Origin of the sequence: Candidatus Protofrankia datiscae, from assembly GCF_000177615.2 — a bacterium.
GTDB classification, from domain to species: domain Bacteria; phylum Actinomycetota; class Actinomycetes; order Frankiales; family Frankiaceae; genus Protofrankia; species Protofrankia coriariae.
In genome coordinates this window covers 598,255-621,963 of record NC_015656.1, presented here as the reverse complement: position 1 = coordinate 621,963, position 23,709 = coordinate 598,255, and the positions used below count along the sequence as shown (strand labels likewise).

At 68.7% G+C, this 23,709-nt stretch carries 16 protein-coding genes and 2 pseudogenes; 11 read left to right on the top strand and 7 right to left on the bottom strand.

Annotated elements, in window-relative coordinates; translation table 11 throughout:
- Window positions 1–331 precede the first annotated feature (331 nt).
- The gene (locus FSYMDG_RS02615) at window positions 332–3,979 is read right to left on the bottom strand and encodes a HAMP domain-containing protein (protein WP_013872057.1); all 3,648 of its coding nucleotides are present in this window, start codon (window positions 3,977–3,979) and stop codon (window positions 332–334) included.
- A 435-nt stretch (window positions 3,980–4,414) separates the two neighbouring features.
- Between FSYMDG_RS02615 and FSYMDG_RS02610 the strand changes: the two genes are divergently transcribed.
- Window positions 4,415–6,718, top strand: coding sequence for a SpoIIE family protein phosphatase (locus FSYMDG_RS02610; protein ID WP_013872056.1), 2,304 nt, complete (start codon window positions 4,415–4,417; stop codon window positions 6,716–6,718).
- Between the two features lie 193 nt (window positions 6,719–6,911).
- Window positions 6,912–7,832 (top strand): annotated as a pseudogene (locus tag FSYMDG_RS29940) (toll/interleukin-1 receptor domain-containing protein); the annotation flags it as partial.
- 610 nt (window positions 7,833–8,442) lie between these two features.
- On the opposite strand, the gene FSYMDG_RS02600 reads toward FSYMDG_RS29940, so the two are convergent.
- On the bottom strand, window positions 8,443–10,638 hold the full coding sequence (locus FSYMDG_RS02600) for a WD40 repeat domain-containing serine/threonine protein kinase (RefSeq protein ID WP_013872055.1): 2,196 nt from the start codon (window positions 10,636–10,638) through the stop codon (window positions 8,443–8,445).
- 1,185 nt (window positions 10,639–11,823) lie between these two features.
- Here FSYMDG_RS02600 and FSYMDG_RS27330 point away from each other — a divergent pair.
- Window positions 11,824–13,428 carry a lytic transglycosylase domain-containing protein gene (locus FSYMDG_RS27330; RefSeq protein WP_085948580.1) on the top strand — a complete coding sequence of 535 codons (1,605 nt, stop codon included), beginning with the start codon at window positions 11,824–11,826 and terminating at the stop codon, window positions 13,426–13,428.
- 148 nt (window positions 13,429–13,576) lie between these two features.
- Here FSYMDG_RS27330 and FSYMDG_RS02590 read toward each other — a convergent pair whose 3' ends face one another.
- The 3 genes and pseudogenes from FSYMDG_RS02590 to FSYMDG_RS29935 all read right to left on the bottom strand — a co-directional run.
- Window positions 13,577–14,227: a phosphoribosyltransferase gene (locus FSYMDG_RS02590; protein WP_013872053.1), complete on the bottom strand. Its 651-nt coding sequence runs from the start codon at window positions 14,225–14,227 to the stop codon at window positions 13,577–13,579.
- Between the two features lie 99 nt (window positions 14,228–14,326).
- Window positions 14,327–14,938 (bottom strand): DUF1918 domain-containing protein, encoded by a 612-nt coding sequence (locus FSYMDG_RS02585; protein ID WP_431307067.1) that lies wholly within the window; start codon window positions 14,936–14,938, stop codon window positions 14,327–14,329.
- A 39-nt stretch (window positions 14,939–14,977) separates the two neighbouring features.
- Window positions 14,978–15,130: pseudogene (locus tag FSYMDG_RS29935) on the bottom strand (CBS domain-containing protein); the annotation flags it as partial.
- Between the two features lie 857 nt (window positions 15,131–15,987).
- Between FSYMDG_RS29935 and FSYMDG_RS02575 the strand changes: the two are divergent.
- Window positions 15,988–16,410, top strand: coding sequence for a DUF2795 domain-containing protein (locus tag FSYMDG_RS02575; protein WP_013872051.1), 423 nt, complete (start codon window positions 15,988–15,990; stop codon window positions 16,408–16,410).
- Window positions 16,411–16,613: 203 nt separating this feature from the next.
- Here FSYMDG_RS02575 and FSYMDG_RS02570 read toward each other — a convergent pair whose 3' ends face one another.
- Window positions 16,614–16,856 carry an acyl carrier protein gene (locus FSYMDG_RS02570; protein WP_013872050.1) on the bottom strand — a complete coding sequence of 81 codons (243 nt, stop codon included), beginning with the start codon at window positions 16,854–16,856 and terminating at the stop codon, window positions 16,614–16,616.
- Window positions 16,857–17,301: 445 nt separating this feature from the next.
- Between FSYMDG_RS02570 and FSYMDG_RS02565 the strand changes: the two genes are divergently transcribed.
- The 4 genes from FSYMDG_RS02565 (at window position 17,302) to FSYMDG_RS02555 (ending at window position 20,917) form a co-directional block, all read left to right on the top strand.
- Window positions 17,302–18,243, top strand: a complete 942-nt coding sequence (locus FSYMDG_RS02565) for a dihydroorotate oxidase (RefSeq protein ID WP_043604566.1) — start codon at window positions 17,302–17,304, stop codon at window positions 18,241–18,243.
- 207 nt (window positions 18,244–18,450) lie between these two features.
- Window positions 18,451–20,229: a RyR domain-containing protein gene (locus FSYMDG_RS02560; protein WP_013872048.1), complete on the top strand. Its 1,779-nt coding sequence runs from the start codon at window positions 18,451–18,453 to the stop codon at window positions 20,227–20,229.
- Between the two features lie 59 nt (window positions 20,230–20,288).
- The gene (locus FSYMDG_RS29105; RefSeq protein WP_013872047.1) at window positions 20,289–20,417 is read left to right on the top strand and encodes a hypothetical protein; all 129 of its coding nucleotides are present in this window, start codon (window positions 20,289–20,291) and stop codon (window positions 20,415–20,417) included.
- Entirely contained in the window at window positions 20,414–20,917 is a 504-nt protein-coding gene (locus FSYMDG_RS02555) for a hypothetical protein (RefSeq protein WP_013872046.1), read from the top strand. Before FSYMDG_RS29105 ends, FSYMDG_RS02555 begins: the two co-directional genes overlap by 4 nt.
- Here the strand turns inward: FSYMDG_RS02555 and FSYMDG_RS22575 are convergent.
- Window positions 20,902–21,702, bottom strand: a complete 801-nt coding sequence (locus FSYMDG_RS22575; RefSeq protein ID WP_013872045.1) for a peptidoglycan recognition protein family protein — start codon at window positions 21,700–21,702, stop codon at window positions 20,902–20,904. The genes FSYMDG_RS02555 and FSYMDG_RS22575 overlap by 16 nt on opposite strands.
- Window positions 21,703–21,815: 113 nt before the next feature.
- Between FSYMDG_RS22575 and FSYMDG_RS02545 the strand changes: the two genes are divergently transcribed.
- The 3 genes from FSYMDG_RS02545 (at window position 21,816) to FSYMDG_RS02535 (ending at window position 23,697) form a co-directional block, all read left to right on the top strand.
- Window positions 21,816–22,142, top strand: a complete 327-nt coding sequence (locus FSYMDG_RS02545) for a cupin domain-containing protein (protein WP_013872044.1) — start codon at window positions 21,816–21,818, stop codon at window positions 22,140–22,142.
- Between the two features lie 107 nt (window positions 22,143–22,249).
- Complete coding sequence (gene fxsA / locus FSYMDG_RS29930; RefSeq protein ID WP_013872043.1) at window positions 22,250–22,465, top strand: FxSxx-COOH cyclophane-containing RiPP peptide; 216 nt, start codon at window positions 22,250–22,252, stop codon at window positions 22,463–22,465.
- Entirely contained in the window at window positions 22,465–23,697 is a 1,233-nt protein-coding gene (locus tag FSYMDG_RS02535; RefSeq protein WP_013872042.1) for an FxsB family cyclophane-forming radical SAM/SPASM peptide maturase, read from the top strand. Before fxsA ends, FSYMDG_RS02535 begins: the two co-directional genes overlap by 1 nt.
- The last annotated feature ends 12 nt before the right edge of the window (window positions 23,698–23,709 follow it).

Below are 23,709 nucleotides of genomic sequence, written 5' to 3'. Positions count from 1 at the left end.
CGTTCCGCACCACCGGGCTCCCATCTGTTCGCCATGAATTCACCTCGGTCAACTGCGCGTTCATTTCTGTCGACCGCGAGTTCACCTCGACCGGACAGGGCGACCCGGCGGGGCTGTTGTTTTCTGTCTCCTCGGGCGGAGGTCCCGGCGGGCACGAATATGGCACGCCCCAGCTGGCCCGGCGGATCCATACGGTTCGCGGACGCCGGTCAGCAGTCGTTGTACGAGTCCCGACCGGCGATCCGTGGACACGACCAGGCGTGACGGTACGCGGCGACCCCGGGAGGGATCTGGGCCCAGCGGGCCTCCGCCACCCGTGCCGGAAAACCGACTACCGAGTATTCCTGTCGTCCGGCTTCTGGCGGGTGAGCCGCTGCCGGATGCAGGCGAGGAGCTTGTCGGTGTCGACCGGCTTGGTCACGTAGTCGTCAGCGCCGGCGGCAAGGCACTTCTGCCGGTCGCCCGGCATGGCCTTCGCGGTGACGGCAATAATCGGCAGCGCGCCGAAGCGGGGCATTTCCCGGATTGCCGTCATCGTGGCGTAACCGTCCATTTCCGGCATCATCACGTCCACGAGAACGAGCTCGATGCCGTCGGTGGCGAGCAGGATGTCGATGCCCATGCGCCCGTCGGGGGCGTGAATCACGGTCAGGCCGTAGAGCTCGAGGATGCTGGTGATGGCGAACACGTTCCGGACGTCGTCGTCGATCACAAGAATCCTGCGGCCGCGGAGCACGTCGTCCGTGGTGGCATGTGCTGGGATGCCGTTGTCGCCGGGTGTGGGCGCGGATACCGGCGCGGCCGCGGACACCTGTGGGCCGGACAAGCCAGAGGAGCCAGAGGAGCCGGACGAGCCGGGCGGCAGTGGCAGGGCCGCGGGTGTCGGCGGGCCGGAAACGGCTGGCCGCGTGGCGCCATGGGCCTGTTCACCGATCGCCCCGGGCGAGGACAACGGCAGGTAGAGGGTGAAGGTGCTGCCCTGCCCGAACTCGCTCTGGGCACGGATCACACCACCGAGCAGAGCCGCGACCTCGCGCGCGATGGACAGTCCCAGGCCGGTCCCCCCGAACCTGCGGCTGGTGCTGCCGTCACCCTGCTGAAAGGCTCCGAAAAGCCGGTCCAGATTCTCCTCGGCGATACCGATACCCGTGTCGATCACCGCGAACGCGACGGCCGGGCGCCGTTCGTCGTCGAGTACACGGTCACTGACCACCCGTATCCGAAGTTCCACCCCGCCCAGCTGGGTGAACTTGACCGCGTTGGACAGCAGGTTACGCAGCACCTGCAACAGACGCTGCTGATCACTGACCAGCGCGTCCGGCACGTCGGGGGCGACCTCTACGGTGAACCGCAGGCCCTTCTCCTCGATGATCGGACAGAAGATGCCCTGGACGTCGTCGAGAAGCGCGCTGAGAGCGAAACGCTCCAGGTGAATGTCGATTTTTCCGGCCTCGACCTTCGACAGATCGAGGATGTCGTTGATGAGCTGCAGGAGATCGGAGCCGGCGGAGTGGATGACGTTGGCGTACTCGACCTCCTTCGGGCTGAGGTTGTTCGCCGGGTTCTGCGCCAGCAGCCGCGCCAGGATGAGCAGGCTGTTCAACGGCGTGCGCAGCTCATGGGACATGTTGGCGAGGAACTCCGACTTGTACCTGGACGACAGGGCGAGCTGCCGGGCCCGTTCCTCGATTTCCTGCCGGGTCTGCTCGATCTCGAAGTTCTTGATCTCGATGTCGTGGTTCTGGCGAGCCAGCAGAGCCGCCTTCTCCGCCAGCTCGGCGTTGGAACGCTGCAGTTCGTCCTGACGGCTCTGGAGTTCTTCGGAGCGCGCCCGCAGCTCGGCTGCGAGACGTTGTGACTCCGCCAGCAGCGCGTCGGTACGCGAGTTGGCGACAATAATGTTGATGTTGACGCCGATGATCTCCATCAGCCGGTCCAGAAAATCCCGGTGCACCTGCGTGAACGGGGTGAAGGAGGCAAGCTCGATGACGCCGAGCACATGATCCTCGAAGAGGACGGGCAGCACGATCAGATTGACCGGTTCGGCGTGGCCGAGACTGGATGAGATCTTCACATAGTGCACCGGTGTCCGGTCGATGAAAATCGACTTCTTGGTTCTGGCCACCTGCCCGACCAGGGACTGTCCCAGGTCGAACTCGCGCGGCACGTCGGGGTGGGCCTGGTACCCGAAGCTGGCGATCAGGCGCAGCGCGGGCGCGGGTGTGCCCGCACCGGATCCGGCCAGGAAGAACGTGCCGTACTGGGTGCCGACCAGCGGCGTGAGCTCGTCCATGACCAGTTCCGTGACGGTGTTGAGATCACGGTGTTTCTGCATCAGGCCGGATATGCGGGCCAGGTTGGTCTTCAGCCAGTCCTGTTCCTGATTGGCGCGCGTGGTCTCGTACAGCGACCGCACCATCGCGTTGATGTTGTCCTTGAGTTCGGCGACCTCCCCCCGTGCCTCCACCGAGACGGACCCGGTGAGGTCACCGGCCGCGACCGCGCTGGTCACCGCGGCGATCGCGCGCACCTGACGGGTGAGGTTGCCGGCGAGTTCGTTGACGTTCTCTGTCAGCCGCTTCCACGTCCCCGAGACGCCCTCGACCTCGGCCTGCCCGCCGAGCATCCCCTCGGTGCCGACCTCGCGGGCGACCCGGGTGACCTCCGCGGCAAAGGACGACAGCTGGTCGACCATCGTGTTGATGGTGGTCTTGAGCTCCAGGATCTCCCCGCGGGCATCGACGTCGATCTTCTTCGACAGGTCGCCCCGGGCCACGGCGGTGGTGACCTGGGCGATGTTGCGGACCTGGCTGGTCAGGTTGCTGGCCATCGAGTTGACGTTGTCGGTGAGGTCCCGCCAGGTGCCGGAGACGCCCCGCGCGACGGCCTGCCCGCCGAGGTTGCCCTGCGTCCCCACCTCGCCCGCCACCCGGATGACCTCGTCGGCGAACGAGGACAACCGGTCGACCATCGTGTTGATGGTCTCCTTGAGCTCCAGGACCTCCCCGCGCGCGTCCACCCGGATCTTCTGCGTCAGGTCGCCCTTGGCCACCGAGGTGGTGACCTCGGCGATGGAGCGGACCTGGACGGTGAGGTTGGCCGCCATGACGTTGACGGACTCGGTGAGGTCCTTCCAGGTGCCCGAGACACCTTTGACGTCGGCCTGCCCGCCCAGTCGTCCCTCGGTGCCAACCTCCCGGGCCACCCGGGTGACCTCACCGGCGAACGACGACAACTGGTCGACCATCGTGTTGATGGTGTTCTTCAGCTCCAGGACCTCCCCGCGGGCGTCCACAGTGATCTTCTGGGAGAGATCGCCGCGGGCCACCGCCGCGGCCACCTGGGAGATGGAACGGACCTGGACGGTGAGGTTGCCGGCCATGAAGTTCACCGAGTCGGTGAGATCCCGCCACGTTCCGCCCACTCCGGGGAACGCCTGCCCGCCCAGCCGCCCTTCGGTGCCGACCTCCCGGGCCACCCGGGTGACCTCACCGGCGAACGACGACAACTGGTCGACCATCGTGTTGATGGTGTTCTTCAGCTCCAGGACCTCGCCGTGCGCCTCCACGGTGATCTTCCGTGACAGATCGCCGCGGGCCACCGCCGCGGCCACCTGGGAGATGTCACGGACCTGGCCGCCCAGGCTCCCCACCGCCATGTTGGTCGACTCGATGAGCTCCCGCCAGGCACCGGGCGCGTCCGGCACCCGGAGGTGACGGCCGAGCCTGCCCTCTATGCCGACCTCCCGGGCCGCTCCCGCCACCTCGGACGCGATCGCGGAAAGCTGGTCGGTCATGCCGTTGAACACGTCGGCGATCTCGTTCATGAGCGGGTCCTCGCCGTAGGGCAGACGCACGCGGAAGTCCCCGCCACGCACCGCCGTCAGACCGGCGAGAAGCTGGCGCAGCGCGGGCTCGTCCCGCCCTCCCGTCGTTGCCCCCTCCGACTTCACCCGCTCCGACTTCGTAGCCTCACCCACCGGTACACCCCGCTCGTCGGCCGCCGACCCCGAACAGCCGGCCGGTCCCCGTGCTCCACGGTAGAGAGTTGGACGATTCGCAAACCAGGGTGAAACAGACAACGCACTCGACCCAGTTTCCTGATGCCCTAGGGTTTTCTCGAACGGTCTCGGAATCGTGGCCCGTAACCGACGCGGACAGATACCGACCAGCCACCGAACACGCATCGAACAGGCATCGAACAGGCATCGGGCAGGCACCGAACAGGCACCGTCGCGTCGTCATCGGCCCACGGCGCCAGGGCCGGGGAGAACCACGGAACAGCAGCAACGAAGAACGGGAGAACAGCGGACCGCGGGGGCTTCGTCCGCGTGGTGGCGTCCGTGCGAGGATGTCCGTGTTGGGGGCCGCAGTCCGCATGCCGGCGGCACCCGAGCCAGTGAGGGACGTACGTGGTGGGAACACAGCGGCCGACCGGCCCGGCCGGCGACGACCAGGTGGCGCGTCTGACCGCACTGATCGTCCGCCAGCAGGGCGAACTCGAGGCGGTGCGGGCGCAGGCCGCCACCGAAGCCCTGGTGGATCTCGCGATCGGTGTCCTGACCGAGCGCCTGCGCTGCTCCCCCGGTGAGGCTGCCAGGCAGCTCACCCACCTGGCGGCCCGGTCCGGGATGCCCCTGGCAGAGCTCGCCGCCGACGTGGTCGGCCAGCCGGCGGGCGACGCGCTCGTGCGGGGCTCGGCACAGCCGCCCCGCCACCAGCCGGCGCAACTGGCCGACGCCCCGGCACCACGGGCCGTGGACGGATCCCGGATCGCCGTGGCGACGCTGGAGGAGGCCCTCGCCCCGCTGGGAGCCGTGGCCGTGGCGCTGTGGATGACCGAACCGGACGGCGCGCTGGAACTCGCCGGCGAGGCGGGGCTCAGCGCCCTGGAGGCAAGCCGCTGGCAGCGCCTCCCGCCGCAGATGGACTGCCCTGCCCAGCGAGTCGTTCAGGACGGCTGCCCCCGGTGGTGGCCGGCAGCCCACCACCTGCCGCGCCCGCTCCCGCTGGTCGGGCCTTGGCGCGGCGCCCGGGCGGTGCTGCCGCTGACCGACGCCGGGGCGCTGCTGGGAGCGATGGAGATCTGCTGGCCGCAGCCTCTCGAGGAGTTCGCTCCCGCGCTGCGCCACCAGTTGCTCACGCTGGCCGGAGTCTGCGCCAGCAGCCTCGGGGTCCAGGGGGAACGCACCTGGGGACGCCACGGCTCGTGGCTGCCCGCCCTGCTGGACGCCCTGCTGTGCTCCGCCCTCGTCGCCCACGCCGTCCGTGACCATGACGGACGGATCGTCGACTTCCAGATCGACCACGTCAGCGACGGGTTCGTCGACCCGGCCGGCCGCGGTCCCCGGGATCTCGTCGGCCGCCGGCTGTCCCACGTCCATCCGCTGATGACGGTCCCGGACGGGCTGTTCGAGCACGCTGTGGACGTGCTGCGCACCGGTCAGCCGTATCAGGCCGACAGCCTGCCCGTCCACGTCATCGTCGGTGACCGGATCGTCGCGACGGAGATGGATGTGCGTATCGGCCGGCTCTTCGACGGCATCGCGCTGACCTGGCGGCGGGCCGACGACAGCAACGGGCTGACCACCATCCTCCAGCACGCCCAGCGGCTCGGTGAGCTCGGCGGCTGGCAGCAGGACGTACTCACCGGTGACGTGCGCTGGACCGACCACACCTTCACGCTGTTCCGGCTGATGCCGGATGCGCCGGAAGCACCCATCTCCCTGCAGGGACTGGACGCCCACGTCCATGCCGATGATCTCGATGCTGTCCGCCGTTTCCGTGACGTGCTGTTCAACCAGGTGCGGCCGGCGGCCACGACATTCCGGCTCCTGCGGGCCGACGGCGCGATCCGGCAGATACGCGCGTTCGCCGAACCCGTCACGGACGCCGCCGGCACCCTGGTCGCCGTCCGCGGCACATACCAGGATCTTTCGACTCTTTACCACACCCAGGTCGCCCTCGCCGCCACCCGCGGCCAGCTTGCCGACACCGAACAGCGGGCCGACGACCAGCAGCGTCTGGCCATCCAGCTGCAACGGGCCATCACGCCGTTCTCGGCCGATCCGGTCGAGACCGCCGGGTTCGACATCGCCGTCCGCTACCGACCGGCCAACCAGGACCATCTGGTCGGCGGTGACTGGTATGACGCGGTCGTCCTGCCCTCCGGGGAGGTCCTTCTCACCGTCGGTGACATCGCCGGGCACGGGATCAGGGCTGTCACCGGCATGGTCACGTTACGCAACAGCCTGCGTGGCCTTGCCATGACCGGGGCGGGGCCGGCCCAGCTGCTGCGCTGGCTCAACGACGTCGCCTACCACCTCACCGACGACGTCACCGGAACCGCCGTCTGCGGTCTGTACGACCCGGCCACCCGCGTGCTGCGCTGGGCATGCGCCGGGCACCTGCCGCCCGTCCTGGTCCGCGACGGCGACGCCGGCACGCTCCCGCTGCCGGCCGGAGTCCTCCTCGGGGCGGACCCACACAGCGCCTACGAGGAGACCGCCACCGCGCTGCGGCCCGACGACGGCGTCCTGCTGTTCACCGACGGGCTCATCGAACGGCGCGGGAGCGCCCTCGACGAGGCGCTGGACACCCTCGTCCTGGTCGCCGGCCGGCCGATCGCCGACCTCCAGCGGTATGCCGACCACCTCCTGCGCCACACCACCCCCGACACCGACGACGACACCTGCCTGATCGCCGTCCATCTGCGCTGACCCCGCGCCGGCAGGTACCACCGCCGGAAAACGCCGGACCAGACACCCTGGCCGCCGAGCCGCCACCGCGAACCGTCCGCGGGGACGGCGGCCACCGCTTCCCGGGTATCAGCAGCCTCACGCGACGAAAAACAAACAGATAGTTACCGCCGCCTGAACAAACAGTACGCCGCGGCTGGCGACGCATTATAAAATGACGTTCGGCCATGCGCCGGGAGGTAACAGGAGAAGGCACCGACCGTGGGATTATCGGCAGGTGGTCGATGAACGTCCCGCGGGTCTGCCCGTCATATTTATCAGCTACACCCAGGTGGACCGCGCGTGGGCGGAGTGGATCGCCTGGCAGCTTACGGAGACCGGATACGACGTCCATCTCCAGGCGTGGCATCTGATGCCGGGCACCAACTGGGCGGCCTGGATGCAGCGCATGACCGACGAGGCCGATCACACGCTGGTCGTGCTCTAGCCCGACGCCCTGCGTTCGGACTATGTGGAAGCGGAGTGGCAGGCCGCCTTCCGGGACGACCCGCTGGGGCGCCGGCGGCGCGTGATCCCAGTGCTGGTGGCGCCGTGCGAACGTCCCGGGCTGCTCGGCGGCTACACGTGGATCGACCTGGTCGGGTTTTCCTCCGAAAGGGCCCGGACAGAACTCCTCGCCGGTGTTCGGACGGCCCACAGCACAGACGGCCGTCCCCGGCAGGCGCCGCCTTTTCCAGGAGCCGTGACAGCGGCGGCGCAGGCACCGGCTTTCCCGGGCGAGCAGTACCGGTCCGCGGCCACGCGCTTTCTTGAGCTGGTCGAGCAGGCGTGCGCCGACAGCTATCCGGACGCGCGTATCCAGCGGGTCTCGCCGGACGACCCCGCCGCCGCGCATCTGTTCGTCATCCGGGACGAGTCCGGCCTCACGCGGCGGTGGCCGGTCGGCATCGCGTCGGACGGCCTGGACGAGTCGGTGCTCACCGGCTTCGTCGAACGGGTACATGCCCGCTACGAGGCGCGTGACCCCGAGGTCGAGTCCGAACTGGTCTACGGCGGGGAGGTCGTCGACGCGGCGCTGATACGCCGGGCCCGCCGCCGTGGCGTACTCGTCCGCAGCCTGCCCGAGTTCCAGCGGCTGTGGGATCCGCGTCGATATCTGATCCGCCAGTCGGAACGCCTGGAAAACGACCTTCTCTATCCCCCGTGGCTGTATGTGCCACAACGTTACGTTCGCCTCGACCGGGCCGGACGGCGCGGCCCCGACCAGTCGGCCGAACCGGACGACGACGTCTTCGACACCATGGTGAACTGGCTGGACGCCGAACCCGCCCGGCTGATCCTCGTGCTCGCCAACTTCGGCCACTGGAAGACATTCCTGCTCCGGGAGCTCGCCCGGCGGCTGTCGAGAATTCTGCCGAACCTGGTGCCGGTGTTCATCGAACTGCGGGCGCTGGAGAAGAACCACAGCCTGGACGCCCTGCTTGCCCAGCACCTGGCCGTCGCCGGCGAGGAGCGCATCGACATCCCCGCGGTACGCAGAATGTTCGAGCGCGGCCAACTGGTGCTGCTGTGCGACGGATTCGACGAGCTCGCCCTCCAGGTCACCTACGACCGGGCGGCCGAGCACCTGCGCACGATACTGTCCGCTGAAAACCCGCGCACCCGCCCCGGGCCGGCAGCCAGACGATATTCGTCGACGGCGGGTTCTCGGCAACCTGACCGAGATTGCCTTCTCGCCGGTCACATCAGCTGCCGGCGGAGGCGGGTTGACGCAGCTCCCACAGCCGCACCGTCTTGTCGTTGCTGCCTGTGGCCAGGGTGCGCCCGTCCGCGGAGAACACCACCGACATCACCCAGTCGCCATGGACGGTCAGGGAGTCGTTGCGCGGATACGGACTGGAAAGATCGGTGACGTTCCACAGTCGGACCGTCCCATCGAAACTGCCGCTGGCCAGCGTACGGCCGTCCGGAGAGAACGCCACCGACCGCACGGTGGTACTGGAGACCCGCAAATGATCACCAGCTGGATGCGGATCGGAACGGTTGGTGACGTCCCACAGCCTTATCGTCCCGTCGTAACTGCCACTGGCCAGGACATGGCCGTCCGGGGAGAACGCCACCGAGAACACGAACATGGTGTGACCGACCAGCGGGGCGCCGAACAGGCGCGGGCGGGAACGGTCGGTCAGATCCCACAGCCGCACCGTTTTGTCGTAGCTGGCGCTGGCCAGGGTACGGCCGTCTGGGGAGAACACCACCGACGTCACGGCGTCGGCGTGGCTGATCAGCGGCTTGCCAAGCGGGCGCGGACCGGAACGGTCGGCGACATCCCACAACCGCACTGTCCCGTCATTGCTGCCGCTGGCCAGAACTTTTCCGTCCGGGGAAAACGCCACCGATGTCACGGCATCCCGGTGGCCGGATACCGGCCCGGCCGACAAACGGGGCGCGGAAGGATCCGTCACATCCCACAGCCATATCGTACGGTCCCAGCTGCTACCGGCCAGGGTATGGCCGTCCGGGGAGAACGCCACCGACGTCACCCCGTCGGTGGGGCCGGTCAGGGGCCTGCCGAGCAGGCGAGGCTGGGAACGGTCGGTGACGTCCCACAACCGTACCGTCCCGTCTCGGCTGCTGCTGGCCAGGACCCGCTGGTTCGGGGAGAACAGCACCGACAGCACCCAGTGGGTGTGGCCGGTCAGCGGCGGGGAGAGCGGACGGATGCTGATATCAGACGGGTCCCCACTGCGGGTGGCGGCAACAAGAGCCACGGCGCCGGCGAGGAGAAACGCGATGACGGCGATACGGCAGCGAGAAGCGCCACGGTGGCGAGGCGCACCGCCGGGACGGCGGTGCGCGGGCGGTACGGCCGATCGATGGTGTGGCCGGACGCGACGCACCCGGCCGGTAGGACGGTCACCCACCTGCGTAGCCGACGCTATGCCCTGTGACAGCAGACTGTCAGCGGGTGCGTCGCCCGCCGAAGGCGAAGGCGCCGTATCACTTTTCGGAGACAAAATATTACTTTTGGCGATAGGCGGCAGTGGCGGAGGGGCGGACACGGACGGGCGTTCGGCGGCGGCACGGACGTCGTCGTCGAGATGTAGCACAAGCCCCGAGCGGGCGAGCCAGCCAGCGCCGTAGGCCTCGGCCGCGGCTCGAGCCAGATACAACGCGAAGGCCTGAGCGGACGGCGGGCGGGCCACCGGGTCGTTCGCCAACGCCCACATGATCGCATCCGCTACCCGAACCGGCACGTCTGGTGGCGGCGGTGGGACCTGCTCGAGACGCTGCCGCAGGATGGACGGGGCCGGGGCGAACGGCGTCACCCCGGTCAGCAACAGATAGAGCAGCACTCCGAGCGCGTAAAGATCGGTGGCCGGCCCCAGCCGGCCCCCATCGATCTGCTCGGGAGCCATGTACAACGGCGTCCCAGCCACCGCGCTGGCGGTGACCGGCAATCCGCCCACCTGTTTCGCGAGCCCGAAATCGACCACTTTGAGCAGGCCCGTGGTGTCGAACAGAATGTTGTCGGGTTTGATGTCGCGGTGCAGGACCCCCCGGGAATGCGCACAGGCCAGTGCCGCGGCGATCGCCAGCCCCACCGCGCAGGCTCCCTCCTGGAGCATCCCCGCCTGGTGACAGCAGGTCAGCGTCCCGCCGGCCAGCATCTCCATGACGAGCAGACGCAGTTCTCCGGTCTCGACATAGTCGTAGACCCGGACCACATGCGGATGATCCAGAGCGGCGAGAACCCGGGCCTCGGTGGCAAAACCGGCCGCCGCCCGACCGTGCTTCCCGAGCATCATCTTGATTGCGACATCACGTTGCAGACTACGGTGCCAGCCGGCCAGCACCACGCCGAACGTACCCGCACCAAGCTCATCACCCAGCTCGTAGCCGGGTAGCGCCGCTGCCACCCGCGCCCGATCAACAGTCATCGATCCGCAATCATGATATGGGCGCGACTCCACGCCGACGCCCGTCGTGAACCGTCACCGACACCCCGTCCTTCACCCCGGCACGCCATAATCTCGTGAGCAGCGCCATCATATAAGTCACGTTCCACATATCATGGTGCCCACAGGTGAGTGGTACGGAACGCACCGCTGCCGTCCTGCCGACCGACAGATCCGTCGAACAGCACAGAGAATCCGGGCCGTCGCCGACCGCGCTCGGGGATGGTGACAAATCCGGGGCAGCCTGTCATACGCTCCTGGTTCAGAACGGCCACCGGCGGGCGGACAATACCGCCCGGTATCGGTCCGGTTCCGCGGGCAGCCGGGAGGCCTGTACCGCTCACCCTGTTAACGTCATCCTGTTACCACGACCGACACACCGGCCGGCCACGGACACCCGCGATATTCATATATCCGTAACAGAAGCAGGCACGGCGTCGCGGGACCGACGGGCACCAGAGCCGCTGGGACACGTCGACACACAACGCGTTCAGAGAAGTACAAGAGACGACTCACGCGTCCGGTCGAACGCCCAGGCGAACGATCAGCGAACAGTGACGAGAGAAGCGGTGACGGAAGACGGAGCGGCGCACCCCCTCCAGCGACCGAGCGCCGGAGCACCCAGGACCTGGGCCTGACTACGTTCACGCAACTCGTCACTACATACCGACAGTTATTGGAAAACTACCCCCGGACACCTGGCGTCAAAGTCGTACGACATTTACTGTCGACACATTCCGGACGAGGACCAGAAACGCCGGACGACACCTCGTCCAACCAAGAAACCACTGATTCACGACCTACCAGCCACAGACCTACGCTTGAGCGCACTGCCGACACTGACTGCCAGCAGCCACTTCCCGGTCCGGGAACACGGCGTACAACGACGGTGGGCACCCTGACGGTGTGCCGGAGTTCCAGCCGGTGAAGCGCGCATGCGGCTTACCTGAACCAGGCTGTTCGACAAGGTGGACGTCTACTGTGATCAAGTACTGGCGCGGCCCCAGACGAACTGGCGCGTACCAGCACAGGGACGTAGCCGCATCCGGCGAGGTCCACCCGCAAATACCAGCCACCCCGCGCCCGCGCCGGGTGCGGATACTCCAGCACGTCCGGAGTCTCGTAGACCGGCTGTCCACCCCCCCGCGCCGGGTGCGGATACTCGTGATGCCGGCTGCCGCCACCGCGCTTCTCTTTCTGGTCAGTGGTTCCACGGCCATCTCGCAGACCGGTGCCCCCGCCGGGCCTCCACCCGGACCAGTCAGGCCGCCGGCCGACGGTGGTGCTTTCTCGTTACCGCCGCTCGCCGGCCTGGGTAGCGGCAGCTCCGGCAGGGCGGGCGGTACCGCCGCGCCGAGCACACAGAGCCTGGCCGCGGCAGCGGCCGCCGGGTCGGGCGGGGCCGTCACACTCGCCGCTGGTGACAGAGGCATACCGGAACGGGTGCTGGCCGCCTACCGCAGGGCAACCGAACGGATGGCGGCCGGGCGACCCAACTGCCATCTGACCTGGCCTCTGCTGGCCGGAATCGGCAAGGTGGAATCCGGCCACGGCGCTGGTCGCGCCATCAGCCCCGCCGGCACCATCACCCCGTCGATCATCGGGCTTCCCCTGGACGGCGTGGGCGGGCGCGCGCGTGTCACCGACACCGACGACAGCAGGTGGGACGGCGACACCGTCTTCGACCGAGCCGTCGGGCCGATGCAGTTCATCCCGTCCTCCTGGGTGAGTGCCGGCAGCGACGGCAACGGCGACGGCCAGCGTGACCCGAACAACATCGACGACGCTGCCCTCGCCGCCGCTGGCTACCTCTGTGCCTACAACCGCAATCTGAGCGATCCCGCGCAGCTACGGGCAGCGATCCTCGCCTACAACCCGTCCGACGACTATGTCCGTGCCGTACTGACCTGGACGGCCGGTTACGCCGGCAGCGGCGCAACCGCCCTGCCCACCCCGGCATCGTCCACGAAGTGCCCAACGATCACCATCGCGGCGGACTCGCTGACCACGACAGCCGCCGACCTCGACCCGGCCGTCACCGGCTATGACGCCCTCGACATCACCGGCGTCCTGAGCACGGCTGGTAACCCGACCGGCGGGGCACCGATCAGCGTCCCGATCAGCGCGACGTTGTTCGACAGCCACGGATATCTGATCACCGGCACCCGCGGCACAGTGATCGCGGACGCCCGTGGTGGCACGCCGGCCCGGCTGCAGCTCGCCCACTTCAGCGGGCGGGACATCGGCGAAGCGGGCGCGGCCGGCACCCTCACCGGCCGTCTCACTCTCGAGCCCGCGAACACCGGCTGCGCGGCGCAACCGGCCACCACCTTCAGCATCACCGGTCTGAACGTCGCGGACTTCGCCGGCTGGAAGACCAGCCCGGCATCCCTGCGCGACCGGCTGACGCACTACAACCAGCTGGGCCAGGTCAACGCGGCTACCACCAAAGCGCTGGACGCGCTGATCCCCAGCACGGTCACCGGCCCCGGCAGGCTCACGCCCTTCCTTGACCGGCTCGCCGACGCCACATCCGTCGAGGTCAGCGACGAAGCACGCAGCAGACTCGCGAGCATCGCCCAACGCCTGAACAACTCCCCTGCGCAGGCCGGTTCGCCGACGCCCGCATCCACACCCGCCCCAGCGCCGGCCTCACAACCGGCATCCGCACCGGCCGGTAGCGCTCCCGCTTCCACACCGACCCCGGCAACATCCACCTCCCCCGCGCCACGCACGGATCTGGGGCGTCTGCTGGGCGAACTGCTCTACTGATCTACTGACCGGATCCGGTCCGGCCCAGACCTCTCCGGCGAACTCCCCGACGTCACCACACCGCCCCTCTCTGTCGCGGCCACGTAAGGTGCCCGCGTCCCACGGGTGAGGAGCTTCGGATGGTGATCCGCGGAAGACCGCCCGGCCGTCATCCAGCGGTCACGGCACGGCGCAGAAGCTCGCGGACCTCGTCATCGGTCGTCTGGGAGAAATCGGCGTAGTACTGGCCGACAGAGAAGAAGGTTGACGGGGTGCGCAGACAGAGCACACCGTCGGCGACGAACCGCATCTGCCGGCACGCCTGCTCCGAAGCCACGGGCACAGCCACGACCACCTGCGCCGGCCCGCGCTGGCGGACGGCGTCGACGGCGGCGTACATCGTGGCACCGGTGGCCATCCCATCGTCGATCAGCAGGACCACGCGGCCGGTGACGTCGAGCGCGTCCCGGCCCAGGCGGTAGGCATCCTCCCGGCGGGCGAGCTCACGGCGCTCGGCGGCCACGACCTCGGCGATCGTCTCCTCCCCGATGCCCAGGCTATAGATCACCTGATCGTTGCGGACGAGCGTCCCGCCGCCGGCCAGCGCGCCCATCGCGAGCTCGGCGTGCCCGGGCGCCCCGAGCTTACGCACCGGGAAGACGTCCAGCCCCGCACCCAGCCGTCGCGCCACCTCGAAGGCGACCGGCACACCGCCTCGTGGCAGCGCGAGGACGACGACGTCGTCACGACCGGCGTATACGGCCAGCTGCCCGGCCAGGGCACGGCCCGCCGCCGGCCGGTCGGCGAACAGGGGATGCACCCGCCACCTCCGTATCAGGGCGGCCTTGTCAGGGCGTCACAGGTGGCATCCGGTGGCTGCGGGCCGGCCACCTGTCAGCTTCCGGCCGCCTACCTGCTGCTACCGGCTGCCGTTGCCAGCCCGCTCGCCCGTGGCCGCGGTCGCCGCCTCGGCACGTGGACGCACCTCCGCGTCCGGGCCCGGATAGGTGAAACTGACATGATCGGAATCGGACCAGCTGACCAGGAACGGCGGATCGCCCGAGGGGGAACGCACCTCCAGGATCTCGCCGGACCGCTCCGGCCGGCCCAGCGTCCGCCCGTGGATGACCAGGGTGTCACCGGGGTGGGCCCGCACCAGCCGGCGGGAGGCGATCACCCCGCTGTCGGCGTAGGTGCCGCCACTACCGGCACCGCTACCGGCGTAGGTGCCACCGTTGTCGGCACGGACGGCGCCGTCGCCGGCACGGACGGCCCCACCCGTGCCCACCGGCGTCCTGCGGTGCCGGGCGATGACCTCCCGGGCAAGGGGACGTACGACGTCCTCGATCCGCCGCGCGTCACGGATGAGGAGGTCGTCGATGGAGAGGACCCCGACGATCCGGTCGCCGTCGAGGACGGGCAGCCGCCGCAGCGCATGATCGCGAAATACCTCGTACGCGCGGTCGAGCTCCGCGTCAACGGGCAGGGTGAAGACCTCCGTCGTCATCAGACGATCGACGGAGGTCTCCATCGGAACACCACGGGCAACTCCCCGCAACACGATATCACGATCAGTGACAATCCCGACCAGGTGATCGCGATCGTCTGTGACGAGAAGAGCGCCCACCCCGTGGAGGTCCATCTCATGGGCCGCTTCCCCGATCGTCCTGTACCGCCGCACCGTCACCGGTGGCACACTGGTTACGCTGAGTACGTTCGCCATCGAGACTCACCTCCCAGGCCGCACGCCTTCCCAGGCCCTACAGGCCCGCGATGTCGGTTCGCGAGCCCGCGCGGGCATGCCGTTTCTCCACTTCCCCGCCTTCTTCGTTTCCTCGTCACTTCCTCGTCGTCTTCTCCACTTCCCCGTCCAGCGTGCCCGGCACACCCGCACAGCCGCTCTTTCGGACGAAACCGGAGAACGCATGATCGTGATATTCACGGCTGGGATCCGCGGACCGCTCCTGGAGCCGCCCGCGGCCAGCCCCGATCCCCCGGCTCCTCGGGTCCCTCCTCTGCTACTTGGACCTCTGGTACTTGGACGATTCGAGATGCCGTGTCCGTGGAAGGTGGCAGGAGTCGACCGATACGGCAACCAGCCCCGGCCGCCCGCCACGTCCCGATCATCGATCGTTTCGTCCCCACGGAGGACACATCATGATCTTAGTTGTCACGCACGGCAAGCTGTCCTCCTCGCGACCGGCATCCTCACGGCCGGCATCCGGCGCGTCCACCGCCCGGCCCGTGCCCGCACCCGCCAACCCCCCGCCGTCTCCCGAACCGATACCGACAGCTGATCCGGCACCGGCACCGACGCCGGCACCGACGCCTGGTCCGGTGCCGAGGCCGGGCCCGGACGTCCCACGGCCTGGCCCCGGGCCCGCCCCGCCGGTCCCCGGCCCCGATCTGCCCGGCCCGGGCCCAGGGCCCGATCTGCCAGGTCCCGGCCCCGGCCCTGACCTCCCACCGCCCGGCCCCGGCATCCTTCCGCCGGACTCGCGGCCCAGCGGTCGGCACCGGCCGGGACGGCGGTAACCACAGGAACCACCAAGGAACACGATCAACAACAGGAGCACGACGATGTCAATGCAGCGCGGCAGCACCAAGCACGGCCCCGCCAAAGACGACAACCTCGCCCAGGAAGTGGACGGGATCGTGCGGGCGCGGCGGGACACGCGCACCGAGGAATGGCGCTCCGCGGAACCTCCCGGCGAGGATCAGCCCCAGGTTGCGGTGATCCCGGAACGGCCGGCGAGCGAGGCTGCCGCCAACACGGACCCCACCGCGGCGGTCGAGGCGCGCTCCGAACTCGCCCGGTGGTTCGACCGCCACGACTTCCCCGCTCGAGCCGCTCAGCTCACCTACGTGCTGCGTGGCCGTAACGCGCCGGAACAGCTTGTCGAAAGGCTCGCCGCCCGCCCCAAGCGGGAGCAGTACGACTCGTTCGGCCATCTGTGGCGGGCCCTGCACGGCGGCGAGGACGTCGAGACCGTGCGCTTCTGATCCCAGCGCTTCTCAGCAGGACGAGGACGGGCCCCGGCCACCGGACCGGGAAATCCGAACGGGCCAGCTCCCGCATGGGCCTCGGCTGCCGGACCGGGACTCTCAGGCGGGCTCCGGTCCGGCAGTCGAGCAGGGGCGTCGGATGGAGCCCGGATGAGCCCGGCCTACCGCGCCGAACGACCCCGCACGCCCCCGACGGTCCCTCAGCGGACGATCGAGCCGGCCGGCGCATGACCGGACAACCGGGACAGGTAACGATGGCACGCGACCGCGCGCTCGGCGTCCTGTTCCAGGACGGTCCGGAAGAAATCGGCTATCTCCGGCTGCCCCTCCTCATTCGCGTCACGGATGTACTGTTCGTATTCACGGCCCCCTTTGAGGGCGTGATACTGCACCGAGATAAGATCGTGGACGACGTCACTGAATCCTGTTCCGCCGGTCGCCATCGTCGGCCCTCTTTCCGTGTCGGTCGTATCTTCCCTGAAATGTTTCCCTGGTATCAGCCGCCGGCACCGGACCCCACGACCAGTGGCACCGGTGGATGCGGTGGGTACCGGTGACGTCGACCGGCGCCGGGCCGCCACAGCGCGGTGCGGCCGACCCTGTCTTCTTCGACAGCCGTCGGGGAGGCCAAACGTGGGCCGGCGCCGAATCATGGTCGCGAACAGAAACCAGACGGGAACAGGGCGTGTGGTGCACCGGCAGGCGACCCCGGCCCGGACACGCCCCGGAAGTGACCCCCGACCCAGCGGAAAACACCCGATATATGAAACAGTGGTTATATCGGACATAGCGGCCGCGATCCGCGCACCACGTCCAGGAACAGGAATTCGATACTGTCCCTGGAGAAGGCGAACCACATCGGAAACGCGGATCTCGGGAAGGGTGGCCGTGGCAGCGCTGTGCGGAGTCGAACTTGAGCATCCGCTGATGAACGCCGCGGGCACGTGCAAGAGCCTTGACGAGGTGAGCGCGCTCGCTCGCAGCGCGGTGTCCGCGGTCGTCGTCGGCTCCATCACGCTGCGGGCGCGCACCGGAAACGGGGGCAACGTCTACTATCCGGGGGATTTCTTCTCACTCAACGCGCTCGGCCTGCCCAATCCGGGGCTTGCGTACTACCGCGAACACCTGCCAGCGATGATCTCGATGGCGCATGCCGCCGGTAAGCCACTCGTCGTGAGTATCGCCGGATTCAGCGAGGCCGAGTACGCCATCGCCGCCCATGACGTGGCACTCGCCGGCGCCGACATCATCGAACTCAACCTGGCCTGCCCGAACGTCTGGGACGACGGCAGGCAGAAACGCATCGCGTGTTTCGACAACGACCGGACCGAGGCCATCTGCGCCCAGGTGGGCCAGGCGCTCGCCGCGGCCGCGTCCACCGCCACCGGTGGCGGCGAAGATCGCCAGCCGCCGCCCTTCGGCATAAAGATCTCCCCGTTCTCGGACCCGGCCGGGTTGGCCGCGCTGGCGGACCTGGTGGCGAGACTGTCCGGCACACCGCGGGGCCCGCGGTTCGTCTGCGCGGTCAACACCTTCCCGAACGCCTTTGCCCTGGACGAGGCGAACCGGCCGGTGATCGACGTCGAACTGGCCGGGCTCGCGGGTGCCGCGCTGCGGCCCGTGGCACTCGGCCAGGTACGCCAGCTGCGACGGCTGCTGCCGGAGACGGTAGAGCTGATCGGCGTGGGCGGGGTGTCCCGCGGCCGTGACATCGCCGACTTCCTGCGCGCCGGGGCAACGACGGTGCAGGCCGCCACCGCCTTCTGGAACCGCAACGGCGATGCCGGAGTCTTCGGCGACATCCTCACCGACTACGTCGATCTTTTCTAGACGCTCCGTTCCAGCTAGACGATCTTCTCGCGGCCGTGTCCGGTGGATTGATGGCCGGCGCGGGCGGTGAGCCCCGGGCGGATCCCGCTCCCGATCGCCCGCGATGCAAGAATCCGGTGAGACGTGTGAATCCGATGGAACCGCGTTGGAGAACAACGACGGTGACACCGGTACGGGCCGCGCCGACACGGGAGCGGGAACAACGACGTGACAGGGATTCCGGACGAACGGGCCGGCGGCGGCCGGGCCCTGTGGCTGATGTTCGCGGTGCTTTTTCTGGTGGCGGCCTTCCTGGGTGCGTGGGGCCTGACCCAGCTCGACCAGCCCGACTCGCGGTGCCCCCCGCCGGACACCCGGGCCTGCCGCTACCCGGCAGCCGACATCGCCTACTTCGACGCGCAGCTCTTTCTGCTGGCTTCCGAACCGCTACAGGACGGCGGCCCTTTCCCACTGCCGCTGGAGGTCGCCCGGTTCCTGGCACCGTTCGCCACCGCATACGGCGTGACGGCGTCGGTGTGGAACATCCTCGTCGACCGGCGTCACCGGCGCGCGGCGCGGCGGGCCCAGGAGCACGCTGTCGTCGTCGGCGACGACCCGTTCGCCCTGACCATCACCACCGCGCTGCGCGCCGCCGGCACCACGGTGATCCGCGTCACCGGCGACGCCGACCAGCATGCCCAGGGTCTCGTCGTGGTCGGTGACGCCTGGAAACCGGCGACGCTGCGCGCCGCCGGTGTGCCCAGGGCCACGACCGTGTACGCGTGCCTCGCGGACAACGCCGCCAACGCGGCCGTGGTGGCGGCCGTGGCCGCGCTCACCGGCGAGGAAGGCGACCATCCCGAACCACTCGCCTGCTATGCGCGTATCAGCGACGGTGAGCTCGCGCTCGCGCTGAAGGCACGCCGGCTCGGGCTCTCCGCGGGATCGGGTTTCCGGCTGGATTTCTTCACCCCGGAGGAAATCGCCGCCCGCAAGCTCGCCACCCACATTCTCGAGCCCCATCTCGGTACCGGCGACCCGCTGCCCTCGGTGGCGGTCGTCGGGCTCGGCCCGTTCGGGCGCGCACTGATCGTCGCGCTGGCCCGGCTGTGGCGGGTCCGCAGCGGTGCCCCTCCGTTACCGCTGGTGCTGGTGGACACGCACGCGTCAGCGCAGCTCGCCGAACTGCGCACGCGCTACCCACCGGTCGCGGCGCACTGTGCCCCCCGTGTCAGGGACGAGCCCGCGACGACCGTCGATCTCGGGACCGTCCTGCCCGAGCCCCCGTCAGCGGGCGCGTCGGGCGACGCGGGCACGCTCGGCATCCGGCACCTGGTGCTGTGCGACCAGAACGAGGACACCGTCCTGCCCCGAGCGTTGAACACCACCCGCAACACCGTGGACGTCGGCCAGATCGTTACTGTGTGTACAGGGCAGCGGACGGCCCTCGGCGACCTGCTCAACCCCCGGCTGCTCGACTCCGCGCCGGGCGAGGTACGGATCTTCGCGATCACCGACGAGGCGGCGGAGCCCGACGAGCTGCGCAACGACACGTTGACGGTCCTGGCCCGCGCCATCCACGAGCAGTATCTCATCGACGAGCAGGCAAAAGGACGCACCATCGGCAGCGCCGAGCCCATGGATCTCTGGGACGACCTCCGCGACGACCTGCGGGCGGCGAACTACCGGCAGGCCGAGGACATCGGCGTGAAACTGGGAAAGATCAGCGCGGTCGTCGTCCCGATGACCGACCCGCCGACGGACTTCTCCTTCACCCCGGCCGAGATCGATCTGCTCGCCCGGCACGAGCACGAACGCTGGTGCGCGGAACGGCGCGGTCAGGGCTGGACGTTCGCCCCGGTCCGCGACGACAGCCGCCGACGGCACAACCTGCTGGTCGACTGGCTGGATCTCCCGGACGACCAGCGCGCCAAGGCCATCGCGACCGTCCGCCACCTGCCAGCGCTCCTGGCCGACCACGGCCTACAGATCCTGCGCCTGGGTTGAGAGACCGGCGGGGACGGTGGGGAATTGACCGGCGCGGCGGGGCGAGGGAACGTTGATGTATGTCAAATGTGGGTGAGCCGCTGCGGATCGTCGAGGACGAACCGATCTCCTGGCCGGAGCAGGAACCGTTGACACTGCCCGAACCGACTGAACCGGCCGAGACCGAGCCGGTGCCGGCCGGCAGGTGAGCGTCATCGGCTGGCGCCAGTGGGCGGTGGACGGCGCGGGCCGGCTGCGCCCGGCGTGGACGCCGTGGTCGCCGTTCCCGACCGACCTGCTGCTGTGGTATCCCGACGGCCTGACCAGGGCGCTCTGCCTGCGCGGCGTACGGGACGACTTCGGCGGCCAGCCCTCCTCGGCGTCTTTGGCGGCGTCTTTGACGCCGCATCCGCGGATGCCGGGCGAGGCCTGTGCCTGCGGGTTGTACGGCTGGCTGTCGGCGCGGGAGCTCGCCGCCGCGGCCACCCCGAGGTGGACGTCCCGGCCGATCGTCGTCGGCGCGGCCCGCCTCGGCGGCCGTCTTGTCGTCAGCGAACGCGGGTACCGGGCCCAGCTTGGCTATCCGGTGGCCGTTGTCGACCCCGACGGTGTGGTGTCCTCCGCTTACTCGGTGGCCCGTTACCGTACCTGGGACGCGCTCGTCACCGAATGGGACCAATCGGCCGACTGGGATCAGCCGGTGAAATAGGAATTACGAGCAGCAACGAACGCCCGGTCGGTGACCGGGCCCCAGACACCGTCCACGCCCACTTCGAGGATGGACTGGATCGTCCGCACCGTCGCGACGTACGCGGCCTGCGACCGGGGGCCCCAGGCGCCGTCGACGGTCGCGCCGACCGCGGCCTGCTCGGCGCGGGTGTGCTGGTTGGCCCGGACCGCGGCCAGCGCCGCGTCGGTGGCCGGCCCCCAGACACCGTCCGCGGCCACATGCACCGCGTGTTGCAGGGCCACCACCTTGGGCTGCGTGGGCGACGCCGAGCCGCCGACGATCTGCGCTGCCCGCACGACGATCTGCTGACGCTGACCGGCTCGGATGGCCCCCGGGCAGCCCGGATGATTACCCCAGGCAAGATTGCCTGCGCCATGAGTGATCAGCCCGGACTGGCCGGGGGTATCCGTCACTGCCAGTGCCCAACCGAAGGCGTGCACCCCGTCGGCGTAGGCGACGGCCACGCTCTCGATCTGCTCGGGGGTCAGCGCCTCGGTGTCGAAGCCCTCGGTTTCGATCGAGTTGTAGGTGCCGTTCCCCGCGAGCTGCGCCCACGCCCGGACATCCGAGGGCACGTACTGCTCACGCTGCCCGGCCTTGCCCGCCCATAAGTTCGACGACACCTGAGATCGCGGATCGTTGAACCAGTTGAACTGGGAACCGTTACCCTGTGCGACGTGCAGAACGAGGCCGATCGGACGGATCGTGTCACCGGCGGTGTTGCGGACCGGCCGATACTGGAAGCCCTGAACGATGTGCGCCACGGTCGCATCTTAAACCGACAGGCCGGAGTGCTATCAACCAGGTTCCCCATTCGCGGCCGCCGAACCCATGCCGCAGCCCCTTCCAGTTACTCAATACGCGATACCGTCAATTCATGCACGTGTCCGTTACCGCTGGTACGGCTCTCCCCCATGATGTCGAGGCAACGCTTGTCCGGCAGGGGCTGCGCCCGTACCGCTGGTCCGCCGGGCCGGGCGAGATCTTTGACGAGCACACCCACGCCCAGCACAAGGTGCTGTTCTGCGTCAACGGAAAGATCATTTTTCGGGTGGGTGGAACCGACTGGCCGATGCGCCCAGGCGACCGGCTCGACCTGCCCGCGAACACCCGCCACGAAGCCATCGCGGGACCCGCCGGCGCCACCTGCGTGGAGGCGTTCCTGCCAGCCACCGGGCCGCAGCCTGGCGACGTCTCCGTTTGAGAGCCCAGCCAGCCGTAACCCCGTCCGCGTTCCGACGAATCCGTCCCGGCAATCTTCTGACTACGTTAGATTGGTGCGCCAGGTGCACCGATTGAGGAGGATGCCGGATGAGCGACGCACTCCACGCCGAGCCAGGCCCCGTCGATCCGCCCAGAACCGATCTTTCCCGGCTCACGACGCTCGACGACTCGGCTCTGAGACACGCCCTGCGGCGCGTCCTACGCGAAACCACGGACCCACACACCGCCATCGCGGGCTTCAACAGCTTCAGCTCGGACCCCACCAGAAGGCACAGCAACAGAGGTCCGCTGCCGCACCTGTAATGGCTGGACACGGCCACCAGGATCGTCCCGGAGAGTGGTCCGGAAACATTCTGGACGTGTCAGCGCTTCGGAATACCGACTGGCAGCCTGTACCTTTCAGGCAGTTTGTTCTTAAAGTACACAGCCGTTGCAACCTTACCTGCGACTACTGCTACGTCTACCAGATGGCGGATCAGACCTGGCACTCCCAGCCGGTCACCATGTCCCGGTCGACGGCTGCCAGCGCCATCGACCGCATCGCCGAACATGCCAGCAGCCACCATCTCCCGCTGATACACGTCATCCTGCACGGTGGTGAGCCGTTGCTCGCCGGCAGGGAGTTCATCTCCTACCTGGCAACCACGTTGCGCGAGGCCCTTCCAGTCAGCACAGTCGTCGAATTCGGCGTACAGACCAACGCCGTCCTGCTGAACGAGGACCTCCTCCAAGTATTCCTCGAACACCAGATAGGTGTTGGCGTCAGCCTGGACGGCACCCGAGAGGCACACGACCGTCACCGCCGTCACCCGAACGGCAGAGGAAGCCACCGGGAGGTCGCCCGCGCGCTGCGACTGTTGGGTACCGAACCCTATCGCGAGCTGTTCACGGGACTGCTGTGCACCATCGACCTCGACACGGATCCGCTTGTCGCCTACGAGGAGCTTCTCGAGTTCAACCCACCGATGATTGACTTCCTGCTGCCACACGGCAACTGGACCGACCCACCGCCTCAGCGGGCCGGCGACAGCCAGTCGACCCCGTATTCCGACTGGCTTGTCCCGTTGTTCGACCGATGGTATTCGGCGGCCAGCCAGGAAACCAACATCCGCCTGTTCGGCGAAATCCTGGCTCTCGTGCTGGGTGGCGCCAGCCACAGCGAGGCAATCGGCCTCACCGCCGCTACTCTGCTCGTCATCGAGACCGACGGAGCCATCGAGCAGGTCGACACCCTGAAATCCACCTACCCGGACGCCGCGGCAACCGGGCTGCACATAACCGACCACTCCTTCGACGCCGCGTTGGCGCACCCGGCCATCGTGGCCCGGCAGATCGGCCTTGCCGCGCTCGCCGACACCTGCCAGGGCTGCACCGTCCGGGACGTCTGCGGCGGTGGTTACTATCCCCATCGCTATCGCGCGGGAGCAGGCTTCCGCAACCCGTCCGTCTACTGCCCGGACCTGCTGGCCCTGATCCGACACATCCGCACCCGGGTCCACGGCGACCTTCAGCGGTTACAACAGCAGATCCGCTGACGGCTCTCGCGG

Excerpts from the sequence above, each read along its gene's own strand:
- FSYMDG_RS02600 (WP_013872055.1), bottom strand. The coding sequence starts at position 10,638 with ATGACTGTTGATCGGGCGCGGGTGGCAGCGGCGCTACCCGGCTACGAG.
- FSYMDG_RS27330 (WP_085948580.1), top strand. The coding sequence starts at position 11,824 with ATGCCGGCTGCCGCCACCGCGCTTCTCTTTCTGGTCAGTGGTTCCACG.
- FSYMDG_RS02585 (WP_431307067.1), bottom strand. The coding sequence starts at position 14,938 with ATGGAGACCTCCGTCGATCGTCTGATGACGACGGAGGTCTTCACCCTG.
- FSYMDG_RS02575 (WP_013872051.1), top strand. The coding sequence starts at position 15,988 with ATGTCAATGCAGCGCGGCAGCACCAAGCACGGCCCCGCCAAAGACGAC.
- FSYMDG_RS02570 (WP_013872050.1), bottom strand. The coding sequence starts at position 16,856 with ATGGCGACCGGCGGAACAGGATTCAGTGACGTCGTCCACGATCTTATC.
- FSYMDG_RS29105 (WP_013872047.1), top strand. The coding sequence starts at position 20,289 with ATGTCAAATGTGGGTGAGCCGCTGCGGATCGTCGAGGACGAACCGATC.
- FSYMDG_RS02545 (WP_013872044.1), top strand. The coding sequence starts at position 21,816 with ATGCACGTGTCCGTTACCGCTGGTACGGCTCTCCCCCATGATGTCGAG.
- fxsA (WP_013872043.1), top strand. The coding sequence starts at position 22,250 with ATGAGCGACGCACTCCACGCCGAGCCAGGCCCCGTCGATCCGCCCAGA.
- FSYMDG_RS02535 (WP_013872042.1), top strand. The coding sequence starts at position 22,465 with ATGGCTGGACACGGCCACCAGGATCGTCCCGGAGAGTGGTCCGGAAAC.